This is a genomic window from Pseudomonas oryzihabitans (assembly GCF_024652905.1).
In the GTDB taxonomy this organism is placed as follows: Bacteria; Pseudomonadota; Gammaproteobacteria; order Pseudomonadales; family Pseudomonadaceae; genus Chryseomonas; species Chryseomonas benzopyrenica.
The window spans coordinates 1606740-1628619 of sequence record NZ_CP102428.1 but is presented as its reverse complement, the minus strand read 5'-3'; the positions used below and the strand labels follow the sequence as shown (position 1 = coordinate 1628619).

Here is a 21880-nt window from a genome sequence, read left to right as displayed (position 1 = left end):
CTCAGTGACGCGGCTTGAGCAGCGCCGGCTTTTCTTCGGGGGAATGGCAGAGCAGGAACAGCTGGGTCAGCAATTCCGGAATCTGCACCATCATGTCGGCCACCAGGCGGCGGTCCTGGGCGATCTCGGCGAATTCCGGCTGTTCATCGAACAGGCCCGAACCGACCATAATCGGCAGCAGCAGCTCGCTGACCTCGTCTTCGGCGTCTTCGAACCACACGGCTTCGCGCAGGAACACGCCTTCCATGAAGCCGATGCACCAACCGCGCAGCTCGGAGTCGTCCGGCTCGGGGCCGAGTTCCAGGTCGCAGGGCAGGTCCAGCTCTTCGTCACTGCCCAGCACGCGCAGGATGTGCGCCTTGAGCTGCACCAGGGCGCGCTCGATCTCTTCCTGCTGGGCGGCATCGCGATACTGCGGCGGTTCGGCGAAGAGGGCATCGATCCACTCGCGTTCGGGAACCTCTTCCGGGCAAATGGACAGGGCGGTCAGGTAGCCATGGGCGGCTACGTAGTCGAGCGCTTCTTCGTGCAGATCGTCTGCATCGAGAAAATCGCGCAGACGGGTCAATTGTTCGGCGAAGGACATCGGCTACTTACCTCGGAAAGGATTCGAAAGGGCAGAACGGCCGGAATTGTAGACGAGCGCCCGGGTCACGTCGAACCTGACGACCCTGGGCCGGCCGACGGAAAAGCACCGCCGCAGCGACCTCGGCATCCGTATAATGGCCTTTCCATTCGAGGAGGCTTCATGTCAGAACCTGCGCTGCGCATCCTTAAAGACGTCTTTGGCTACGACGCGTTCCGTGGCAACCAGGCCCGGATCATCGAGCGTGTGGCCAGCGGTGGCGATGCGCTGGTGCTGATGCCCACGGGCGGCGGCAAGTCCCTGTGCTACCAGGTGCCGGCCCTCCTGCGGCCCGGCGTGGCCGTGGTGGTCTCGCCGCTGATCGCGCTGATGGACGACCAGGTCGCCACCCTGCTGGAACTGGGCGTGTCAGCGACCGCGCTCAACTCCACCATGACCGGCGAACAGCAGAGATCCGTCGCCGCGCAGCTGGAGCGCGGTGAGATCAAGCTCCTCTATCTAGCGCCCGAGCGCCTTGTGCAGCCGCGCATGCTGGATTTCCTCAAGCGCCTGCCCATCGCCCTGTTCGCCATCGACGAAGCCCACTGCGTGTCCCAGTGGGGGCATGACTTCCGCCCGGAATACATGCAGCTCGGCCAACTGGCCGAACACTTCCCCGACGTGCCGCGCCTGGCGCTCACCGCCACCGCGGATTCCCGCACCCGTGAGGAGATGGCCAGTCGCCTGCACCTGGAAGAGGCCGAGCGCTTTCTCTCCAGCTTCGATCGCCCCAACATCTTCTACCGCATCGTGCCCAAGGAAGCGCCGCGCAAGCAATTGCTGGCCTTTCTCGCCGAGCGTCGCGGTGATGCTGGCATCGTCTACTGCATGTCGCGCAAGAAGGTGGAGGAGGTGGCCGAGCAGCTCAGCAATCAGGGCTTCCCCGCCTTGCCCTATCACGCTGGCCTGCCCAACGACGTCCGCGCCGCCAACCAGAAGCGTTTCCTCAACGAGGAAGGGTTGATCATGGTGGCCACCATCGCCTTCGGCATGGGTATCGACAAGCCCAACGTGCGCTTCGTCGCCCACCTCGATCTGCCCAAGAGCCTGGAGGCGTACTACCAGGAAACCGGTCGCGCCGGGCGGGATGGCCTGCCCGCCGACGCCTGGATGGCCTACGGCCTGCAGGACGTACTGCTGTTGCGGCAGATGATGCAGAACTCCGAAGGTGACGAGCGCCACAAGCGCATCGAGCGGCACAAGCTCGAAGCCATGCTGGCCCTGTGCGAAGAAACCCGCTGCCGGCGCCAAGTGCTGCTGGCCTATTTCGACGAGCACCTGCCGCAGCCCTGTGGCCATTGCGACAACTGCATCGACACCGTCGAGACCTGGGATGCCACCGAGCCGGCGCGCCAGGCGCTGTCGGCCATCTACCGCAGCGGTCAGCGCTACGGGGTAGGGCACCTGGTCGACATCCTGCTCGGTCGCGAGACCGAGAAGATCGTCAGTCTCGGCCATCAACGCCTGGCGGTCTTCGGCCTGGGCAAGGCGCGCGGCGAAGACGAGTGGCGCACCCTGTTCCGCCAGTTGGTCGCCCGTGGCCTGGCCGAGGTGGACGTCGACGGCTATGGCGGCCTGCGCCTGACCGAAAGCTGCCGACCCCTGCTGCGCGGCGAAGTCCGCATCGAATTGCGTCGTGATCCCAAGCCTCAGCGCGGGCGTGGCACGAGCAGCGGCTCTTCGGCCAGCGCCGCCAGCCAGCTGGTACGTGCCGACGAACGCGAGCAGTGGGAAGTGTTGCGCACCCTGAGACGCAAGCTGGCCGAAGAGCACTCGGTACCGCCCTATGTGATCTTTCCCGACGCCACCCTGCTGGAGATGCTGCGCAGCCAGCCGCGCTCGCTGGACGAGATGAGTCGCGTCAGCGGTGTGGGTGCCCGCAAGCTGGAGCGCTATGGCCAGGCCTTTCTCGACGCTCTCAATGACGGTGGCGCGGCGCCGGCTCCGGTCGCCGACGTGCGTCACGAGGTGCTGACGCTGGTACGCGCCGGCATGACCCCGGAGCAGGCCGCGCGCCAACTGAATTGCTCTGAAAAGAATGTCTATGCACTATTGGCCGAAGCCATTGCCCAACAGCAGATCGCTCTGGAGCAGGCCCTGGACCTGCCGGAGGAGCTGCTGGCGGAAATCCAGGATGCCTTCCTCGAAGACGAAGGCGAATTGCCGCCGGTAGCCCAGATCGCCCCGCGTTTCGAAGGGCGGGTGACCAGTGGCGCGCTGTACTGTGTGCGGGCTGCCCTGCAGGCCGAGTTGGCCGACTAGCTGAGGACGGCGGTTGCTCCGCAGGGCCTACACCCAGAATAATGAGAAAATCCAAGTACAAGGTTTAGCCTGAATGACTACCGATCCACACCTGTTCGGCCGCCAGATCTTTCATGTCTCCCGTGCCTGGCGCGCCGAGCTCGACCGTCGCCTGAGTCACCTGGGGTTGTCTCAGGCGCGCTGGCAGGTGTTGCTGAACCTGGCGCGGATGAAGGGGGTCCAGCCCACCCAGCGTGAACTGGCCCAGAGCATCAGTATCGAGGGGCCGACTCTGGCCCGCTTGCTGGATGGCCTGGAAAAGCAGGGGCTGGTCAAGCGCCTGGCGGTCACCGAGGACCGTCGTGCCAAGCGCATCATGCTGACCCAGGAAGCCGGTCCGCTGATCGAGAAGATCGAGACCATCGCCGAGGCCCTGCGCAAGGAGCTGCTCAGTGGTCTCGACGATGAAGAGATCGCCATCTGCCAGCAGGTGCATCAGCGCGTCCTCGCCAATCTCGAGCGCGGCTGACCGCCGTCTGGCGGCTCGCTCCGTCCGGGTACCTCCACCCAGCACAGGTACTGGATCTGGCCGGAGCGTCTGGCATCGCCGCTAGCGCTCCATCCCATCCGCAGCCGTCCTTTTCGCGCTGCTGGTCATCGGTTTGCCGTCTGTCGGTATCGATGCTACGTTCCAGCGTGGCGGAGGCGATTTTTGTGAGCCACCGCGCTAAAACACCGGTTTCTTCGAATACCTGACGCAGCGGTATCCATGGTCGCGAAACGCCGTCCCCTTGCCTTTGTCATCCTGTCGGCCGCTGCGCTGACCACTCTTCCTCAAGCGGCGCTCGCGCTCGGCCTGGGGGGCATCACCCTGCAGTCAGCTCTCAACGAACCCCTGCGTGCACGGATCGAGCTGGTCAACCTCGGCGATGCCGATGCCGGGGACTTCCGCATCCACCTGGCGGCGAACGAGGCGTTCGCCCAAGCCGGTGTGGATCGCACTCAGTTCCTCGACGATCTGAAGTTCACTCCGCACCTGCGCACGGCGGCGGGCAGCTATGTCGAAGTGACCTCCCGCCGCTCACTGGTCGAGCCCTATCTGGGCTTCATCGTTCAGCTCGAGCAGCCGGGTGGCAAGCAGCTGCGCGAATTCACCCTGCTGGTGGATCCACCGCGCAGTGGTGGCACGCCCACCAGCGTCGCCAGTACCGCCCCGGCGCGCGTCCAGGCGGCGTCCGCTCGCGCCGCTGCCCCGGCCGCCGATCCGATGGTCCGCCAAACCGTATCTGCACCGCGCCAGGGGCTGGCGCCCTCGCCAGACCTAGCCGCTGGGGAGGGCGTTTACCAGACGCGTCCCAGGGATACCCTCTGGAGCATCGCCAAGCGCCTGGGGCCAATGGCCAATCGATCGGCCGAGCAGCTCATGGCCGATCTGTTCGCCCTCAATCCGGCGTCCTTCGCCAACAATGATCCCGGACGACTCAAGGCCGGTCAGCGCCTGCGCCTGCCCGTGGGTGTCAGCGAACCTGCGCCGCGGCAGCCGGCAGTCGCCAGGACCACGCCGCCCGCACCCAGCCCGGTACCCGCCGCACCAGTCGCCACGGCGCCCGCCCTGGCACCGGCACCTGCACCTGCTGCGCCAGCACCGGCCGCAGCACCCGTCGCTGCGCCGGCACCGGCACCGGAATCAGTGGCGCCTCCAGTAGCGGCGCCGCAGCCGGCCGGAAGCTCTGCCGAAGACACCAAGCCCCTGCTGGTGACGCAGGACCTCGGGCGTCAGGTTGGCGACCTGGAAGGTCAGCTGACCCAGCTGCAGGAGCGTTACGACGCATTGCTGGCACAGAAAGAGGTGATGATCGAGCAGCTCCAGCAGGACCGTGAAGGTCTGCAGCAGCAATTGAAGCAGGCGCGTTCGGTGGCCCTGGCCACGCCGACGCCCGTACCCGCGACGCCGGCACCGGAAAGCCCTGCCGCTCAGGCGGCGCCCGTCGCCTCCAGTCCTACCGCGGGCAGCACCGACGAAGGTCTGTTGTCACTGCGCTCGCTGTTGTTAGCGGGTGGCGCGGCCCTGCTGGCCCTCGCCGGTGTGCTCTGGTGGCGCCGGCGGCAGGCGGAAGACGTCGTCTTCGACGACGCGGGTGACGTCGAAAGTGTCGAAATGGTCGAGCCCTTGCCTGAGCCTGTGCTGGCCGCTACTCAGCCGGTGATCGCCAAGTCGAAGGCCAAGCCCACAGCCGTCGCTGCCAGCCCGGCGCCGGTCGACGATCATGCCGGTCGTGCGGAGATCTACATCGCCTATGGCCGCTACGGCCAGGCGCGGGAAGTGCTGGAAAGCGGCCTGGCCGAAGATGATCGGCGCCAGGATCTGCGGCTGCTGCTGCTCCGGGTGCTGGCCACCCTGGGCGAGGCTCCGGCATTCAGGGAGCACGAACAGCGTTTTCTGGCGCTGGGAGGCGTGGCGGCGAGTCTGGCGGTCCTGCATGCCCAGTTTCCCGGGATGTCCGCCGATCCGGTGGAGCCCCTGCTAGAGGACGATCTGGACCTCGACCTGCCAGCCTTCGATGCGCCGGCCAGCGAATGGTCGGCGGAATTGCAGTTCGCCGAGCCGGCGGTACCCGCGCCGGTGACCGAGGAGCACTATGATCTGGATCTGGCGGATCTGAGTCTGGATGAAGCCATTGCCCTGACCGAAGAGCTGGACGCCGATTCCGGCTGGAAGCAGGCCGACGCCCTGGAAGTCACCCTGGAGGACGATTTCCCCGAGGGACTCGGTGAGCTGCCTGCGGTCATGGAACTGGACCTGAGTCTCGATGAGCACTTCATGGCCGATACCATCGCCCGGCGGTTTGCCGAGGCCGAGGCCTGTCTCGACCAGGGTGACGTCCAGCACGCCACCTCGCTGTTGCAGGAAATCGTCAGCGAAGGCAGTGACAGCCAGCGCGAACGGGCCGAGATCCTGCTCTCCCGGATCGCCTGATCAGAAGCTGTTGCCCAGGTTGATGTAGAAGGCGTGCTGGCCCTGGTCGCTCAGACCATAGGTGAACTTGAGCGGTCCCAGGGGCGTGTCCAGTCCGAGGAACAGGCTGGCCGCGCTGATGTTGCCGCTGTCGTAGTCGTCATCCCGATTCCAGATCCGTCCCCTTTCCAGGCTGCCGCCCAGATAGACCGGGGTGTCCAGCGGAAACAGCGATCTCTGGGTGAGCTGGTGGTAGTAGATCAGCCGCGCCAGACCGTAGTTCTGGCCGGACAGGGCGTCCTGCCGATAGCCGGAAAGTTGCCAGGCGCCACCCAGCAGGAAGCTGCTGGTCACCACATTGGTGTCGCTGTCGGTCGACAGCGTCCGCCCTAGACCGCCACCCAGCACCAAGGTGTTGTAGCCGTAGCTGAGCGCCTTGTTCAGGTGCAGATCCAGTTGGCGGTAGCGCGAATCCGAGCCCAGGCTTGGATCGAATTGCTTGAGTGTCAGTGCCAGGTCCTGGCCCTCACGCGGGAAGTTCACGTCGTCCAGATCGTCCAGGGAATAGCGCAATTCGTAGAAGCTTTCGGTGAAGGATTCCTCCGGCGTATCGCGCGGTCCGACATGCATCTTGGTACTGCCCCAGTCGTGGCCGATACCCAGCCGTACCTCGGCCTTGTTGCCGATCTGCCGACCCAGGTTCAGACCGAAGCCATAGCGTTCGCGCCGATATTCGGCGACGGGGTCGTTGCGTTCCAGCTGTTCGATGTTGCGGGCCTCGCCGCCGACGTAGGGCGCGATGAAGTAGCGGGAACCGACGTCCAGCGGCTGGTAGAACTCGCTGTAGAGCTCCTGATGATCGCCGATCTGCACCCGCGTCAGCCATTCGCCGCCCAGGCGATTGAGGCCGTTGACGCGATAGCTGGCACCGAAGTTGAAGGTGCTGTCACCCCGCAGGTCGTCCGACAGATTCAGGCCCAGTCGCAGGAAGTCGGTGCCGCTGCGCTTGCCGCGGGCATAGATCACCAGCACGTTGTCGCCGGGGCCGTCTCGGCGGATGCGGTATTCCACCTGGTCGAAATAGTCCAGGCCGTAGAGGGTGCTCATGTCGTCCTGCAGGCGCTCGACATTAAGCGGCTCGCCCAGTCGCTGACGGATATAGTGCCGGATGACCTCGTCCTCGACCTTGGAGTCGTTCTCGATGCGGATCGCGTCGATGACCGGGGTGCGGCTGCTGGGTGTGCGCGCGGCCGCGACCGCCGTGGAGCGTTCGCCGTGCGCGTCCTTGCGCAGCACCGCCAGTTCGCCCGCCATGGCCATGGTCGCCCGATAGCCTGCATCGATCAGTGCCTCGACCTCGCTGAAGTCGGCGCTGGTATAGCTGGCCAGCGGCGGCTGGATCAGCAGGTCCTGCTTGCCCAGCGTCGCCAGCTGCGCCTGGGAATTGTTGCGGGTCATCAGGGTGGTGGATTGATTGAGCACGTCGAGTACCGTGGTCAGGTCCTTGCGCTTGAGCAGGGGAGTGCCGATGTCCACGACGACCACTCGTTGCGCACCCATGTCACGGGCGACATCGATGGGAATGTTGTCGACCATGCCGCCATCCACCAGCAGGCGGCCGTCGATCTCCACCGGAGCGAATACCGCCGGAATCGACATGCTGGCGCGAATGGCCCGGGGCAGGTGGCCATGGTCGAAGACCACCTTCTCGCCGCTGGTGATATCCGTGGCCACGGCGCGAAAGGGGATAGCCAGCTGATTGAAATCCCGGGTGTCACTGGTATGCACGAACAGCTTTTCCAGCATCATCCCCAGGTTCTGCCCCTGGATCACGCCGATGGGCAGGCCCAGGGTGCCGTCGTCACGAAAGCTGAGCTTCTGCTTGATCAGGAAATCCCGGTCGTCCTGCTTGCGGCGAAAGGGCACGTCCTTGCGCGGTGGCTGGTCGGAGAGCACCTGGCCCCAGTCCATTTCCAGGGCGATGCGTTCCAGCTCCTCGGCGCTGTAGCCGGCGGCATAGAGTCCGCCGATCACCGCACCCATGCTGGTGCCAGCGATGGCATCCACCTGAATGCCCTGTTCTTCCAGGGCTTTGAGCACGCCGATATGCGCCAGTCCCCGCGCGGCACCGCCGGATAGCACCAGTCCGACCTTGGTCGGCGGCGCGCTCCAGGCCAGAGTGGACAGCAGAAGGCAGGCAACCAGCAGCAACGGGCGCATAGGATGGACCACATGGCGGACAGGATCGGGGGCTGCGTATTATAGGGAGCCCAGGCCTTGCGAGGTGTATCGTGGCGGACGCCAAACCCTTCATCACCATCCACTACTGTACCCAGTGCCAATGGTTGTTGCGCTCGGGCTGGCTGGCTCAGGAACTGCTCAGCACCTTCGGTACCGATCTGGGTGGGGTTACGCTGCTACCGGGAACCGGTGGCGTCTTTGAGATCGCCTGTGGCGGGGAGGTGCTCTGGGAGCGCAAGAGAGACGGCGGCTTTCCCGACGCCAGAACGCTGAAGAACCGGGTCAGGGACCTGATGTTTCCGGAACGCGATCTGGGTCACGGCGAAGGACAGCGGCGCGACGGGGGAGATGGCGCCCCCGAAGGGGCGTGAGATCAGGCTTCCGTACTGACCGTGTCCCGTACATCGAGAGCGTTGGTGGCCGGCGCAGCGGCAGGTGCGCTCACTTCGGCCGCGCGTATCTCGACGGCGTGCAGGCCCTTGGGGCCCTGAACGATATTGAAGTTGACCGCCTGGCCCGCCTTCAGTGTGCGGTAACCGTCCATCTGAATGGCCGAGTAATGAGCGAATAGGTCTTCATCACTGTTATCTGCAACGATGAAGCCATATCCTTTGGCGTTGTTGAACCATTTGACCTTGCCACTGAGCATACCGGCTCCCTCTGCAAAGGACTCCAAGCCTGGAGTATCATTCGACTACAGTTCCAGTGAATCCACACAGACGCCACTACAACGGAACCCTTGGTACCTCGTCGGTACAGGATGTTTGTAACACCCTTTCAGCCTTAGTCAAGGCGAGGCACTAGGCGGCTGAGACGTGGATCAAGCTCTTTTTTTCCTGCTATTCATCCCGTAATTCGGAATCGATCAGAATGCGTGTAATCGACCCCATCCGACTGGCGGCGGACGACAACCAACATCAGGACGGCGACAACGGTGGCCTGGCGGTGCAGGAGGCAAAACCTGCGCTAAAACGGCCAGCCAGATATCGCGTTCTGATGTATAACGATGACTACACCCCCATGGAGTTCGTCGTAGAGGTGCTGGAGAGCTATTTCAGCATGAACCGCGAGGCCGCTACCCAAGTGATGCTTACCGTACATACCCAGGGAAAGGCGGTCTGCGGAACATTTACTCGCGATGTCGCTGAAACCAAGGCCATGCAAGTCAATCAATATGCGAGGGAGTGCAACCACCCGCTGTTGTGTGAAATCGAAATCGAAAGTTAGATCTGTGCTGCTTGGGCTACTGTGCTGCTTGGGCTATGAGGTGAAGCTATGTTGAATCGTGAGCTCGAAGTCACCCTGAATCTCGCCTTCAAGGAGGCGAGGACGAAGCGTCATGAATTCATGACCGTTGAGCACCTCCTGCTGGCGCTGTTGGATAACGAAGCGGCCGCCACCGTGTTGAGAGCCTGCGGCGCCAACATCGATCGCCTGCGCCGCGATCTGTTGGAATTCATAGATTCCACCACGCCCCTGATCCCACAGCAGGATGACGAGCGCGAGACCCAGCCGACGCTGGGCTTCCAACGCGTTCTGCAACGCGCAGTTTTCCATGTGCAGAGTTCGGGCAAGCGCGAAGTGACCGGCGCCAATGTGCTGGTGGCGATCTTCAGTGAGCAGGAAAGCCAGGCGGTGTTTCTGCTCAAGCAGCAAAGCGTGGCCCGGATCGACGTCGTCAACTTCATCGCCCACGGTATTTCTAAGGTCCCCGGCGCTGCGCCCGAAGCCGAGCAGGACCAGGATGCGGGCGAGGAGGAGGGTGCTGAGCCCAGCTCCTCCAACAATCCGCTCGAAGCCTATGCCAGCAATCTCAACGAGCAGGCCCGTCAGGGTCGTATCGATCCGCTGGTCGGTCGCGAGCAGGAAGTCGAGCGCGTCGCTCAGATCCTGGCCCGTCGTCGCAAGAACAATCCCTTGCTGGTGGGTGAGGCAGGCGTCGGCAAGACCGCCATAGCCGAAGGCCTGGCCAAGCGCATCGTCGATGGCCAGGTGCCTGACCTGCTGGCCGACAGCGTGGTCTATTCCCTGGATCTTGGCGCCCTGCTGGCGGGTACCAAGTACCGCGGCGATTTCGAAAAGAGATTTAAGGCATTGCTGGCGGAACTGAAGAAGCGCCCCCATGCGGTGCTCTTCATCGACGAGATCCACACCATCATCGGTGCCGGGGCTGCCTCGGGTGGGGTGATGGACGCCTCCAACCTGCTCAAGCCGCTGCTGTCCTCCGGTGAGATCCGCTGCATCGGCTCGACCACCTTCCAGGAATTCCGCGGCATCTTCGAGAAGGACCGGGCACTGGCGCGGCGCTTCCAGAAGGTCGATGTCGTCGAGCCGTCGGTGGATGACACCTACGGCATCCTCCGTGGCCTCAAGGGGCGCTTCGAACAGCACCACCACATCGAGTACACCGACGAGGCGCTGCGCGCAGCAGCCGAGTTGGCCGCGCGCTACATCAACGACAGGCACATGCCCGACAAGGCCATCGATGTCATCGACGAAGCCGGTGCTTACCAGCGCCTGCAGCCCGAAGACCGGCGTGCCGAGCGCATCGATGTCCAGCAGGTCGAGGACATCGTCGCCAAGATCGCACGGATTCCCCCCAAGACCGTCAACAGCTCCGACAAGGAACTGCTGCGTAACCTGGAGCGCGATCTCAAGCTGACCGTCTTCGGTCAGGATCTGGCCATCGAATCCCTGTCCACCGCCATCAAGCTGTCTCGTGCCGGTCTGAAATCGCCGGACAAGCCGGTCGGCTCCTTCCTCTTCGCCGGGCCTACGGGTGTCGGCAAGACCGAGGTGGCGCGGCAGCTGGCCAAGGCCATGGGTGTGGAGCTGGTACGCTTCGACATGTCCGAGTACATGGAGCGGCATACCGTGTCCCGTCTCATCGGCGCGCCTCCCGGTTATGTCGGTTTCGATCAGGGCGGTCTGCTGACCGAGGCCATCACCAAGACCCCGCACTGCGTGCTCCTGCTCGACGAGATCGAGAAGGCTCACCCGGAAGTGTTCAACCTGCTGCTGCAGGTCATGGACCATGGCACCCTGACGGACAACAATGGCCGTAAAGCCGACTTCCGCAATGTGATCCTGATCCTGACCACCAACGCTGGTGCCGAAACCGCTTCACGCGCGTCCATTGGCTTCACGCTGCAGGATCACACCACCGATGCCATGGAAGTCATCAAGAAGAGCTTCACGCCGGAGTTCCGCAACCGTCTGGATACCATCATCCAATTTGGCCGCCTGAGCACCGAAGTCATAAAGAGCATCGTCGACAAGTTCCTCACCGAACTCCAGGCGCAACTCGAAGACAAGCGTGTACAGCTCGAAGTCAGCGATGCTGCCCGTGGCTGGCTGGCGGAACGGGGTTATGACGTGCAGATGGGCGCTCGTCCCATGGCGCGGCTCATCCAGGACAAGATCAAGCGGCCGCTGGCCGAGCAGATCCTGTTCGGGGAACTGGCTGACCATGGCGGCATCGTTCATATCGATGCGGTGGACGACGAGCTGGAATTCGAGTTCGAGACCACGGCCGAACCTGCCTGAGGGCAGGTCGCGATTTACAATCGCTCATGAAAAAGCCCGGCATAGCCGGGCTTTTTCATGAAAGGATCCGCTTAGCGCGCGCGGTAGGTGATCCGGCCCTTGCTCAGATCGTAAGGCGTCAGTTCCACGCGAACCTTGTCGCCCGTCAGGATGCGGATGTAGTTCTTACGCATCTTTCCGGAGATGTGCGCGGTGACGACGTGCCCATTTTCCAACTCCACGCGAAACATGGTGTTGGGAAGGGTGTCGACGACAGTACCTTCCATTTCGAAGCTGTCTTCTTTCGACATATATAGAAAAGCCCTCGGTGACAAGATAGGCCCAGAGCAGTCCGGGCGAAAAAGGCCCATATTCTGACAGAAATTCAGAAAAAGCGCTATTTCATCAGGCCAGGGCGACCCAGCGTTGGTTGACGAAGAGCTCTATGGGGCGATACTCGGTCTTATAGGACATCTTGCGACACCCTTTGATCCAATAGCCGAGATAAACCGCATTCAGCCCCAGGCGGCGGGTTTCGGCGATCTGCCAGAGGATGCCGAACACGCCCAGGCTGCGCTTTTCTTCGCTGGGGTCGTAGAAGGTATAGACCGCCGACATGCCATTGGGCAGCACGTCGGTGACGGCAAGACCGATCAGGCGGTCCTCGACGCGCATCTCGTAGAAGAAGGCGTAGGGCAGATGGCTGACCAGGAAGGTGGAGAACTGGCCTCGACTCGGCGGGAACATGTCACCGTCGGCGTGGCGTTCGCTGATGTAGCGGGCGTACAGCTGGTAACGCTCCTCGGTAAAGCCCGGGTCGCAGCGGGTGACCTTGATGTCGAGGTTGCGCTTGAGCACTCGACTCTGCTTCCGGCTAGGGCGGAAACGAGCGACGGGAATGCGCGCGGGAACGCAGGCTTTGCAGAGCTGGCAGTGGGGGCGGTAGAGATGATCGCCGCTGCGGCGAAAGCCCAGCTCGGACAGCTCGGCGTAGATCTGACCGTTCATGGGCTGCGAGGGGTCGAGAAACAGCGTGGTCGCCTGCTCGTTGGGCAGGTAACTGCAAGCGTGAGGCTGGGTTGCGTAAAACTTGAGTCTCGCCAGCTCGGTCATGTCGAATCTCTACATAAGCCTGGCCTGAGTGTAAGTCACCCGCAGGAGGTAGGCCAGGCGGCCATGCTGGCCTGATCCAGGTATTTGGCCAGGTAATCGGCAAAGCGTTCCCGTGACAGGCTGCTCGCGCCCAGGCTCTGCAAATGTGCGGTTTGCATCTGGCAGTCGATCATCACGAAGCCCCAGGCCGCCAGATCCCGTACCAGGGTCACGAAGCCGATCTTGGAGGCGTTGTCGACATGGCTGAACATGGACTCGCCAAAGAATAGCTTGCCCATGGCGATGCCATAGAGCCCGCCGACGAGCTGATCGCCGTCCCAAACCTCCACGGAATGGGCCCAGCCTTGGGCATGCAATTCCTGGTAGGCCTGGCGCATTTCCGCGGTGATCCAGGTGCCGTCGGCATCGCGTCGCGGACCGGCGCAGGCCAGGATCACCTGAGCGAAGGCCTGGTCGTAGGTGACGCGTAGTGGGGTCTTGCGCAGGGTCTTCGCCAGACTGCGGGAGACATGCAGGTCCGGCGGGAAGAGCACCGTACGGGGATCCGGCGACCACCAGAGTAAGGGTTGGCCAGCTTGATACCAGGGAAAGCAGCCGTGACGATAGGCATTGACCAGACGCGCCGCGCTCAGGTCGCCGCCGATCGCCAGCAGGCCGTTGGGTTCGCGCAACGCCTGCTGCAGGGGCGGGAAGTCAGGGCTTTCGCGGGTCAGCCATTTCACCATGGTAGGGGAGGGCGCCTTCTGATACAGGAAGCTGAGGGTATGAGCTTGTGCGTAACAAGCTCAAGAAATCGTCATAACTCTTTGTCAGGACAACGAAAGAATGCTCCAATGTTGTGCCTGAAGGCGGTTCCGGTACGACCGTCCGCTATCGTGCCATGTTTCGTTGCGGGACTGTAGAACCAGGGCCCGGACGATCTAGAATGGCGCACTGTTTTTGATTCACGGTCACACGTTCCGTGTGCGGGAAAAGCGCGCTTGAAGCAATCCAGTTCTGTCAGCCACGTCAACCAATGGCGTGAGCATCTGCATTATCGTCTCAAGGAGGTGGTGCTCATCGCACTGGCCGCCTTGTGCCTGTATCTACTCATGGCTCTGCTGAGCTACGACCCTTCCGATCCGGGCTGGACCCACACCAGTCGCATCGACCAGGTCCATAACACCGCTGGCCGCGCCGGCGCCTGGCTGGCCGATGTGCTGTTCATGGCACTCGGCTATTTCGCCTTCGTGTTTCCCGTCCTGCTCGCCGTCAAGACCTGGCAGATCTTCCGTAAGCGGCATCTGCCCTGGGAGTGGAGCGGCTGGCTATTTTCCTGGCGCCTGACCGGCCTGGTGCTGCTGGTGATCTCGGGTTCGGTGCTCGCTTACATTCATTTCCATGCCGTGTCCGCCCTGCCGGCATCGGCGGGCGGTGCCCTGGGCGAGAGCCTCGGGCAGCTGTCGGTCGCCGCCCTGAATGTCCAGGGCAGTACGCTGCTGTTCCTCGCGCTCTTCCTGCTGGGACTGACGGTCTTTACCGATCTGTCCTGGTTCAAGGTGATGGATTTCACCGGCAAGGTGGTGCTGGATCTCTTGGATCTGGTGCAGGGTGGCTTCAGCCGCCTGGCCGGCGGTCGCCGTCAGGCCCCGGAGCTGGACACCTTCGACGAGCCGGTGTCGCCGCCGGTTGCGCGCAAGAGCAAGGCCCGCGAAGTGCCGGTTCCGGTCGCCGACGAAGACCTGGATGACCTGCTCGACATCGCACCGCCCCCACGGGTGGAGCGCGCCGCGCCGCGCATCGAGATGCCCGCGGCCAGTCGCTTTGTCGCCGAAGCACCCGAGTCCGCGCCTGTGGCTGCCGCGCCTGTCCCAGCGCCTGCCAATGTCGCCGCGCCCACGCCGCCGCCACGCAAGACGGTGCCAGCACCGGCCCCCGCGCCCTATTCGCCGGCGGCTGCCGTGGTCCGGGTCGACGCGGATCTGGAAGGTACGCTGCCGCCGCTGTCGATCCTGGATCGCGCCGAGAAGAAACAGCAGAGCTATTCGCCGGAATTCCTCGAGAACATGTCGCGCCTGCTCGAGGTCAAGCTCAAGGAGTTCGGCGTCGAGGTGATCGTGGAGAGCGTCCATCCCGGTCCGGTGATCACCCGTTTCGAGATTCAGCCGGCGGCCGGCGTCAAGGTCAGTCGTATTTCCAACCTGGCCAAGGACCTGGCGCGCTCGCTGGCCGTGTTCAGTGTGCGGGTGGTGGAGGTCATTCCCGGCAAGACCACCGTGGGTATCGAGATTCCCAACGAAGATCGCCAGATGGTGCGTTTCTCCGAAGTGCTCGAGTCGCCCGAGTACGCGGCGGCCAAGTCGCCCGTCACCCTGGCCCTGGGTCATGACATCGGTGGCAAGCCGGTCATCACCGACCTGGCCAAGATGCCACACCTGCTGGTGGCCGGTACCACCGGCTCCGGTAAGTCGGTGGGCGTGAACGCCATGCTGCTGTCGATCCTGTTCAAGTCGAGTCCGGAAGACGCGCGCCTGATCATGATCGACCCCAAGATGCTGGAACTCTCGATCTACGAGGGCATTCCACACCTGCTCTGCCCGGTCGTGACCGACATGAAGGAAGCCGCCAACGCCCTGCGCTGGAGCGTGGCGGAGATGGAGCGGCGCTACAAGCTGATGGCGGCCATGGGCGTGCGTAACCTGGCCGGCTTCAACCGTAAGGTGAAAGACGCCGAGGAAGCGGGTACGCCGCTGACCGATCCGCTCTATCGTCGCGAGAGCATGGACGACGAGGCGCCGCTGCTGAAGACACTGCCGACCATCGTCGTGGTGGTGGACGAATTCGCCGACATGATGATGATCGTCGGCAAGAAGGTCGAAGAGCTGATCGCGCGGATCGCGCAGAAGGCGCGAGCGGCCGGTATCCACTTGATCCTGGCCACCCAGCGCCCCTCGGTGGACGTCATCACCGGTCTGATCAAGGCCAACATCCCCACGCGGATGGCCTTCCAGGTGTCGAGCAAGATCGACTCCCGGACCATTCTCGACCAGGGCGGCGCCGAACAGCTGCTCGGTCACGGCGACATGCTCTATCTGCCGCCGGGTACCGGTCTGCCGATCCGGGTCCATGGCGCCTTCGTGTCCGACGACGAGGTCCATCGCGTGGTCGAGGCCTGGAAGGAGCGGGGCGCACCCGACTACATCGAAGACATCCTCAGCGGCCCGGACGAGGGCGGTGGTGCGGGCTTCGACGGTGGTGGCGGCGAAGGCGGGGAGAGCGACGAGGACGATCCGCTCTATGACGAAGCGGTGCGTTTCGTCACCGAGAGCCGGCGGGCGTCCATCTCCGCGGTTCAGCGCAAGCTCAAGATCGGTTACAACCGGGCGGCACGGATGATCGAAACCATGGAAATGGCCGGTGTCGTATCGCCCATGAACACCAACGGTTCGCGCGAGGTCACAGCGCCTGCTCCGGTGAGAGACTGACATCCATGAGGACTTCGATGCACAAGCTGCGTTGCTTCGCCTTGGCCGCCTTGGCCGCTGTAAGCTTTTCCGTCCATGCCGACCAGGCGTCGGTGGGTCGCCTGTCGCAACTGCTGGACAAGGCCCAGACCCTGACCGCGCGTTTCTCGCAGCTGACCCTGGATGGTTCGGGTACCCGGCTGCAGGAAACCGCCGGCAACATGAGCCTCAAGCGTCCCGGGCTGTTCCGCTGGCATTCCGATGCGCCCCAGGAGCAACTGTTGGTGTCCGACGGCAAGCAGGTCTGGCTGTACGACCCGGACCTGGAGCAGGTCACCATCCGCAAGCTGGACCTGCGCCTGACCCAGACTCCGGCGCTGCTGCTGTCGGGTGACATCTCCAAGATCGAAAGCAGCTTCGACGTCACCAGCAAGGACGCCGGCAACGTCGTCGACTTCGTGCTCAAGCCCAAGACCAAGGACACCCTGTTCGACAGCCTGCGGCTGTCGTTCCGCAATGGCGTGATCAACGACATGCAGTTGATCGACGGTGCCGGTCAGAGAACCAACATCCTCTTCTTCAACGTCAAGCTCAACGAGCCGGTGGCCGCGTCCCAGTTCACCTTCCAGGTGCCCAAGGGAGCCGACGTCATCCAGGAGTGATCGCACCCCATGGATCTCTTCAGCACCGCACCCGTCGGGCAGCCCTTGGCTGCCCGCATGCGTCCCGCGAGCCTCGATGAATACGCGGGTCAGCAACACCTGCTGGCGCGGGGCAAGCCCCTGCGCGAGGCGCTGGAACAGGGTGCGCTGCATTCGATGATCTTCTGGGGGCCGCCCGGGGTGGGCAAGACCACCCTGGCGCGGCTGCTGGCCCAGGTTTCCGATGCCCACTTCGAAACGCTCTCGGCGGTGCTTTCCGGGGTTAAGGAGATCCGCCATGCGGTGGAGGTGGCCAAGCAGCAGGCTGCCCAGTATCGCCGGCGCACCATCCTCTTCGTCGACGAGGTGCATCGCTTCAACAAGTCGCAGCAGGATGCCTTCCTGCCCTATGTCGAAGACGGCACCCTGATCTTTATCGGGGCGACCACCGAGAATCCCTCCTTCGAGCTCAACAACGCGCTGCTGTCGCGGGCCAGGGTCTATGTGCTCAAGAGTCTGGACGACGAGGCGCTCGGCGGCCTTGCGCAGCGCGCCCTCACCAGCGCCAAGGGCCTGGGCGATCGGCGCCTGAGCCTGCCCGACGATGCCCTGGCGCTGCTGCTGGCGGCCGCCGACGGCGATGGCCGGCGGCTGCTCAATCTGCTGGAGAACGCCGCGGACCTGGCCGAGGACGGTGGCGTCCTGGATGCCGAGCTGTTCCAGAGTCTGCTCGGCGATCAGCGCCGGCGTTTCGACAAGGGCGGCGAGGCCTTCTATGACCAGATATCCGCGCTGCACAAGTCGGTGCGGGGCTCGAATCCTGATGGCGCTCTCTATTGGTTCGCTCGGATGATCGACGGTGGCTGCGATGCGCTGTACATCGCCCGGCGGGTGGTGCGCATGGCCAGCGAAGACATCGGCAATGCCGATCCCCGCGCCCTGAGCCTCTGCCTGGACGCCTGGGATGTCCAGGAGCGCCTGGGCAGTCCGGAAGGCGAGCTTGCCATCGCCCAGGCGATCGTCTATCTGGCCTGCGCGCCCAAGAGCAATGCCGTCTATATGGGCTACAAGGCCGCCTTGGCCGATGTGCGCCAGAACGGCTCGCGCGAGGTGCCGTTGCACCTGCGCAATGCGCCGACCAAGCTGATGAAGAACCTCGGCTACGGCGACGAATACCGCTATGCCCACGATGAACCGGAAGCCTATGCCGCGGGCGAGGACTACTTTCCCGAAGAGCTGGAGCCGCGCCGTTACTATGAGCCGGTTCCCCGTGGGCTGGAGCTGAAGATCCGCGATAAACTGCAGCACCTGGCGGACCTCGACCGGTCCAGCCCGCGCCAGCGCCGGCCGCGTTCCTGACGCCTGGCCGGCGCGGCTGCCCCCATTCCTAAGCAAGAGACACGGACATGCTTGATTCGAAACTGGTTCGCACCCAAACCGAGGAGGTGGCCGCACGCCTGGCGACCCGTGGCTACGTCCTCGACGTCAGCCTGGTGGAGTCGTTGGAAGCTCGTCGCAAGGCCGTGCAGACCCGCACCGAGACCCTGCAGGCCGAGCGCAACGCCCGCTCCAAGGGCATCGGCCAGGCCAAGGCGCGCGGTGAAGACATCGCGCCGCTGCTGGCCGAAGTCGATCGCATGGGCAGTGAGCTGGAAGAAGCCAAGCGTGAGCTGGATCTGGTCCAGGGCGAGCTGGATGCCCTGCTGTTGGGCCTGCCCAACCTGCCCGACGCCTCGGTGCCGGTCGGCAAGGATGAAGACGACAACGTCGAAGTCCGGCGCTGGGGCACCCCGCGCGACTTCGACTTCGAGATCAAGGACCACGTCGCCCTGGGCGAGACCCACGGCTGGCTGGACTTCGAGACCGCCGCACGCTTCTCCGGCGCTCGCTTCGCCGTCATGCGCGGTCCCATCGCCCGTCTGCACCGTGCCCTGGCGCAATTCATGCTCAACCTGCACACCGGTGAGCACGGCTACGAAGAGACCTATACCCCCTACCTGGTGCAGGCCGAGACCCTGCAGGGCACCGGTCAGCTGCCCAAGTTCGAGGAAGACCTGTTCAAGATCGGCCGGGAAGGCGAGAGCGATCTCTACCTGATCCCCACCGCCGAGGTCACTCTGACCAACCTGGTCGCTGGCCAGATCCTCGACGCCAAGCGCCTGCCGCTGAAGTTCACCGCCCATACCCCCTGCTTCCGCAGCGAAGCCGGGGCTTCGGGTCGCGACACCCGCGGCATGATCCGCCAGCACCAGTTCGACAAGGTAGAGATGGTCCATATCGTCGAGCCGAGTACCTCCTTCCAGGCCCTGGAAGAACTGACCGGCCACGCCGAGACCGTGCTGCAGCGCTTGGAGCTGCCCTACCGGGTGCTGTCGCTGTGCACCGGCGACATGGGTTTCGGCGCCACCAAGACCTACGACCTGGAAGTCTGGGTGCCGAGCCAGGGTAAGTATCGCGAGATCTCGTCCTGCTCCAACTGCGGTGACTTCCAGGCGCGCCGCATGCAGGCCCGCTACCGCAACGCCGAGGGCAAGCCCGAGCTGGTGCACACCCTCAACGGCTCTGGCCTGGCCGTGGGTCGTACCCTGGTCGCCGTGCTGGAGAACTATCAGCAGGCTGACGGCAGCATCCGCGTCCCCGAGGTACTCAAGCCCTACATGGGTGGCCTCGAGGTCATCGGCTGATGGATTACCTACCGCTCTTCCACAAGCTCGATGGCCGTCCGGTGCTGGTGGTCGGCGGGGGCGACATCGCCCTGCGCAAGAGCGTGCTGCTGGCCGAAGCCGGTGCCCGCATCACCCTGGTGGCGCCGGAGATCGAGCCGGAGGTACGTGCCTTCGTCGAGGCGCGGGGCGGTAGTTGCCGGGTCGAGCGCTATGCGGCGGACCAGCTCGCCGGGCATTGCCTGGTGATCGCGGCCACCGATGACGACGCGGTCAACGAGGCGGTGTCCCACGATGCCCAGGCCCTGGGCCTGCCGGTCAACGTGGTGGATGCGCCCAAACTGTGCACCGTGATCTTCCCGGCCATCGTCGATCGTTCGCCGCTGGTGATCGCCATTTCCAGTGGCGGCGATGCTCCGGTGCTGGCCCGCCTGGTGCGCGCCAAGCTGGAGAGCTGGATCCCCGCTACCTACGGTCAGCTGGCGCAACTGGCGCAGCGCTTCCGCGCCCGGGTCAAGACGCGTTTCGCCGATCTGCAGGCGCGACGCATCTTCTGGGAAGAAGTGTTCCAGGGCGAGGTCGCGGAAAAGGTCTTTTCCGGCCAGCCCCAGGCCGCCGAACAACTGCTGGAAGCCAAGCTGACCAGCGAGACGGCCACCTTTCGCGGCGAGGTCTATCTGGTTGGCGCCGGTCCCGGCGATCCGGATCTACTGACCTTCCGCGCCCTGCGGCTGATGCAGCAGGCCGACGTGGTGCTCTACGACCGCCTGGTAGCTCCGACCATCCTCGACATGTGCCGGCGCGACGCCGATCGTATCTATGTCGGCAAGCGCCGCGCCGAGCATGCGGTGCCCCAGGACGATCTCAATCGCCTGCTGGTCAAGCTGGCCCAGGAAGGCAAGCGGGTCCTGCGGCTCAAGGGCGGCGATCCCTTCATCTTCGGCCGTGGTGGCGAAGAGATCGAGGAGCTAGCGGCTGAAGGCATTCCTTTCCAAGTGGTGCCGGGCATCACCGCGGCCAGTGGCTGTGCGGCCTATGCCGGCATTCCCCTGACGCACCGCGACCATGCCCAGTCGGTACGCTTCGTCACCGGTCATCTCAAGGACGGCTCGGCCGATCTGCCCTGGACCGATCTGGTGGCGCCGGGGCAGACCCTGGTGTTCTACATGGGACTGGTGGGGCTGCCGACCATCTGCGAGCAACTCATCGCCCACGGCAAGGACCCGGCCACACCGGCTGCGCTGGTGCAGCAGGGCACCACGCTCAATCAGCGGGTGTTCACCGGTACCTTGCAGGATCTGCCGCAGCTGGTCGCAGAGCATGAGGTGCATGCGCCGACCCTGGTGATCGTCGGCGAGGTTGTGGCGCTGCGCGAGAAGCTGGCCTGGTTCGAAGGTGCCCAGACGGCGGTCTGATCCTCAAGCCGCGCCCTGGATGCCGGCACTGCTCAGGGCCTCGCGGCCAGGGGGCAGATCCAGCTCCAGGGCCGGTCCCTTGGGCACGATGCCGGTCGGATTGATCTGGGTATGGCTGCTGTAGTAATGGTGCTTGATGTGCTGGAGGTCGACGGTCTCGGCGATCCCCGGCCACTGATACAGTTCGCGCAGCCAACCCTGTAGCGCCGGATAATCCCGAATGCGCCGCAGGTTGCACTTGAAGTGACCGTGGTAGACGGCATCGAAGCGAATCAGGGTGGTGAACAGGCGCCAATCGGCTTCGGTCAGCCATTCGCCGGTCAGATAGCGCTGGGTCTGCAGCAGCTTTTCCAGGTCGTCCAGGGTGGCGAAGACCTCGTCGAAGGCCTCTTCATAGGCCTCCTGGGTGGTGGCGAAGCCAGCTCGGTAGACGCCGTTGTTGACCGTCGGATAGATGCGGTCGTTGAGGGCGTCGATGCGACTGCGCAGGGCCTCGGGGTAGAGATCCAGGCAATTGCCGGTCAGCTCGTCGAAGGCGCCATTGAACATGCGGATGATCTCGGCGGATTCGTTGCTGACGATGCGTTCTTCCTGGCGGTCCCAGAGCACCGGTACGGTGACCCGGCCGGTGTAATCGACCTGGTCGCGTTGATAGAGCTGGTAGAGGCGGTCGAGCTGATAGAGCTCGTCGCCACTGGAGCCCTTGGCTGTATCGAAGGTCCAGCCTTCCTCGCGCATCAACCAGCTGACCACTGAAACGCCGATCAGCTCTTCGAGGCCCTTGAGCTTGCGGTAGATCAGGGTGCGGTGAGCCCAGGGGCAGGCCAGGGACACATAGAGGTGGTAGCGACCGGCCTCCGGTGCGTAGCGCGAGACCCCTTCGGGAATGGCCTGCTCGATGCGAGCGATCCAGTCACGACGCTGGGCCTCTTCTCGCTTGAAATGGCCATCCTTGCCATTGTCGTACCAACGGTCCTGCCACTGTCCATCGACCAACAAGCCCATATCGTCATCCTC

Annotated in this window: 18 protein-coding genes; 11 read left to right on the top strand and 7 right to left on the bottom strand. The window is 64.0% G+C overall.

Annotation, left to right across the window (positions count from 1 at the left end; translation table 11 throughout):
• Nucleotide 1: 1 nt before the first annotated feature.
• Complete coding sequence (locus NRG74_RS07540) at nt 2-586, bottom strand: YecA family protein (protein ID WP_173148137.1); 585 nt, start codon at nt 584-586, stop codon at nt 2-4.
• A 162-nt stretch (nt 587-748) separates the two neighbouring features.
• On the opposite strand from NRG74_RS07540, the gene recQ reads away from it, so the two are divergent.
• The 3 genes from recQ (at nt 749) to NRG74_RS07525 (ending at nt 5843) form a co-directional block, all read left to right on the top strand.
• Entirely contained in the window at nt 749-2887 is a 2139-nt protein-coding gene (gene recQ / locus NRG74_RS07535) for a DNA helicase RecQ (protein WP_017641755.1), read from the top strand.
• A gap of 73 nt (nt 2888-2960) precedes the next feature.
• A complete protein-coding gene (locus tag NRG74_RS07530; RefSeq protein ID WP_017641756.1) occupies nt 2961-3395 on the top strand; it encodes a MarR family transcriptional regulator in 435 nt (144 codons plus the stop codon).
• A 240-nt stretch (nt 3396-3635) separates the two neighbouring features.
• Nucleotides 3636-5843 (top strand): FimV/HubP family polar landmark protein, encoded by a 2208-nt coding sequence (locus NRG74_RS07525; RefSeq protein ID WP_257706182.1) that lies wholly within the window; start codon nt 3636-3638, stop codon nt 5841-5843.
• On the opposite strand, the gene NRG74_RS07520 is transcribed toward NRG74_RS07525, so the two are convergent.
• Nucleotides 5844-8042 (bottom strand): patatin-like phospholipase family protein, encoded by a 2199-nt coding sequence (locus NRG74_RS07520; RefSeq protein ID WP_257706181.1) that lies wholly within the window; start codon nt 8040-8042, stop codon nt 5844-5846.
• Nucleotides 8043-8113: 71 nt separating this feature from the next.
• Between NRG74_RS07520 and NRG74_RS07515 the strand changes: the two genes are divergently transcribed.
• Nucleotides 8114-8434 (top strand): SelT/SelW/SelH family protein, encoded by a 321-nt coding sequence (locus NRG74_RS07515; RefSeq protein WP_017641759.1) that lies wholly within the window; start codon nt 8114-8116, stop codon nt 8432-8434.
• A gap of 2 nt (nt 8435-8436) precedes the next feature.
• On the opposite strand, the gene cspD is transcribed toward NRG74_RS07515, so the two are convergent.
• On the bottom strand, nt 8437-8712 hold the full coding sequence (gene cspD, locus NRG74_RS07510; protein ID WP_093248999.1) for a cold shock domain-containing protein CspD: 276 nt from the start codon (nt 8710-8712) through the stop codon (nt 8437-8439).
• 221 nt (nt 8713-8933) lie between these two features.
• On the opposite strand from cspD, the gene clpS reads away from it, so the two are divergent.
• A complete protein-coding gene (gene clpS / locus NRG74_RS07505) occupies nt 8934-9290 on the top strand; it encodes an ATP-dependent Clp protease adapter ClpS (protein WP_017641761.1) in 357 nt (118 codons plus the stop codon).
• 48 nt (nt 9291-9338) lie between these two features.
• Nucleotides 9339-11609, top strand: a complete 2271-nt coding sequence (clpA, locus tag NRG74_RS07500; protein ID WP_093248996.1) for an ATP-dependent Clp protease ATP-binding subunit ClpA — start codon at nt 9339-9341, stop codon at nt 11607-11609.
• Nucleotides 11610-11680: 71 nt separating this feature from the next.
• Here the strand turns inward: clpA and infA are convergent, their stop codons facing one another.
• The 3 genes from infA to aat all read right to left on the bottom strand — a co-directional run bounded on the left by infA (nt 11681) and on the right by aat (nt 13426).
• The gene (gene infA, locus NRG74_RS07495) at nt 11681-11899 is read right to left on the bottom strand and encodes a translation initiation factor IF-1 (protein WP_002553999.1); all 219 of its coding nucleotides are present in this window, start codon (nt 11897-11899) and stop codon (nt 11681-11683) included.
• A 94-nt stretch (nt 11900-11993) separates the two neighbouring features.
• The gene (locus NRG74_RS07490) at nt 11994-12701 is read right to left on the bottom strand and encodes an arginyltransferase (protein ID WP_017641763.1); all 708 of its coding nucleotides are present in this window, start codon (nt 12699-12701) and stop codon (nt 11994-11996) included.
• Between the two features lie 35 nt (nt 12702-12736).
• On the bottom strand, nt 12737-13426 hold the full coding sequence (gene aat / locus NRG74_RS07485) for a leucyl/phenylalanyl-tRNA--protein transferase (protein ID WP_017641764.1): 690 nt from the start codon (nt 13424-13426) through the stop codon (nt 12737-12739).
• A 255-nt stretch (nt 13427-13681) separates the two neighbouring features.
• Here aat and NRG74_RS07480 point away from each other — a divergent pair, with 255 nt between their 5' ends.
• The 5 genes from NRG74_RS07480 to cysG are packed head-to-tail and all read left to right on the top strand — an operon-like array spanning nt 13682 to nt 20863.
• Nucleotides 13682-16165: a DNA translocase FtsK gene (locus NRG74_RS07480; RefSeq protein WP_017641765.1), complete on the top strand. Its 2484-nt coding sequence runs from the start codon at nt 13682-13684 to the stop codon at nt 16163-16165.
• 17 nt (nt 16166-16182) lie between these two features.
• On the top strand, nt 16183-16806 hold the full coding sequence (lolA, locus tag NRG74_RS07475; protein WP_257706180.1) for an outer membrane lipoprotein chaperone LolA: 624 nt from the start codon (nt 16183-16185) through the stop codon (nt 16804-16806).
• 9 nt (nt 16807-16815) lie between these two features.
• A complete protein-coding gene (locus tag NRG74_RS07470; protein ID WP_257706179.1) occupies nt 16816-18144 on the top strand; it encodes a replication-associated recombination protein A in 1329 nt (442 codons plus the stop codon).
• Nucleotides 18145-18191: 47 nt separating this feature from the next.
• Nucleotides 18192-19469, top strand: coding sequence for a serine--tRNA ligase (serS, locus tag NRG74_RS07465; RefSeq protein WP_017641767.1), 1278 nt, complete (start codon nt 18192-18194; stop codon nt 19467-19469).
• The gene (gene cysG / locus NRG74_RS07460; RefSeq protein WP_064308041.1) at nt 19469-20863 is read left to right on the top strand and encodes a siroheme synthase CysG; all 1395 of its coding nucleotides are present in this window, start codon (nt 19469-19471) and stop codon (nt 20861-20863) included. Before serS ends, cysG begins: the two co-directional genes overlap by 1 nt.
• A gap of 3 nt (nt 20864-20866) precedes the next feature.
• On the opposite strand, the gene NRG74_RS07455 is transcribed toward cysG, so the two are convergent.
• Nucleotides 20867-21868: a glutathione S-transferase family protein gene (locus NRG74_RS07455; protein ID WP_257706178.1), complete on the bottom strand. Its 1002-nt coding sequence runs from the start codon at nt 21866-21868 to the stop codon at nt 20867-20869.
• Nucleotides 21869-21880 lie beyond the last annotated feature (12 nt).

Bases quoted from the DNA above. Each gene is read 5' to 3' on its own strand.
- NRG74_RS07540 (WP_173148137.1), bottom strand. From the start codon at position 586: ATGTCCTTCGCCGAACAATTGACCCGTCTGCGCGATTTTCTCGATGCA.
- recQ (WP_017641755.1), top strand. From the start codon at position 749: ATGTCAGAACCTGCGCTGCGCATCCTTAAAGACGTCTTTGGCTACGAC.
- NRG74_RS07530 (WP_017641756.1), top strand. From the start codon at position 2,961: ATGACTACCGATCCACACCTGTTCGGCCGCCAGATCTTTCATGTCTCC.
- NRG74_RS07525 (WP_257706182.1), top strand. From the start codon at position 3,636: ATGGTCGCGAAACGCCGTCCCCTTGCCTTTGTCATCCTGTCGGCCGCT.
- NRG74_RS07520 (WP_257706181.1), bottom strand. From the start codon at position 8,042: ATGCGCCCGTTGCTGCTGGTTGCCTGCCTTCTGCTGTCCACTCTGGCC.
- cspD (WP_093248999.1), bottom strand. From the start codon at position 8,712: ATGCTCAGTGGCAAGGTCAAATGGTTCAACAACGCCAAAGGATATGGC.
- clpS (WP_017641761.1), top strand. From the start codon at position 8,934: ATGCGTGTAATCGACCCCATCCGACTGGCGGCGGACGACAACCAACAT.
- clpA (WP_093248996.1), top strand. From the start codon at position 9,339: ATGTTGAATCGTGAGCTCGAAGTCACCCTGAATCTCGCCTTCAAGGAG.
- infA (WP_002553999.1), bottom strand. From the start codon at position 11,899: ATGTCGAAAGAAGACAGCTTCGAAATGGAAGGTACTGTCGTCGACACC.
- NRG74_RS07490 (WP_017641763.1), bottom strand. From the start codon at position 12,701: ATGACCGAGCTGGCGAGACTCAAGTTTTACGCAACCCAGCCTCACGCT.
- aat (WP_017641764.1), bottom strand. From the start codon at position 13,426: ATGGTGAAATGGCTGACCCGCGAAAGCCCTGACTTCCCGCCCCTGCAG.
- lolA (WP_257706180.1), top strand. From the start codon at position 16,183: ATGCACAAGCTGCGTTGCTTCGCCTTGGCCGCCTTGGCCGCTGTAAGC.
- NRG74_RS07470 (WP_257706179.1), top strand. From the start codon at position 16,816: ATGGATCTCTTCAGCACCGCACCCGTCGGGCAGCCCTTGGCTGCCCGC.
- serS (WP_017641767.1), top strand. From the start codon at position 18,192: ATGCTTGATTCGAAACTGGTTCGCACCCAAACCGAGGAGGTGGCCGCA.
- cysG (WP_064308041.1), top strand. From the start codon at position 19,469: ATGGATTACCTACCGCTCTTCCACAAGCTCGATGGCCGTCCGGTGCTG.
- NRG74_RS07455 (WP_257706178.1), bottom strand. From the start codon at position 21,868: ATGGGCTTGTTGGTCGATGGACAGTGGCAGGACCGTTGGTACGACAAT.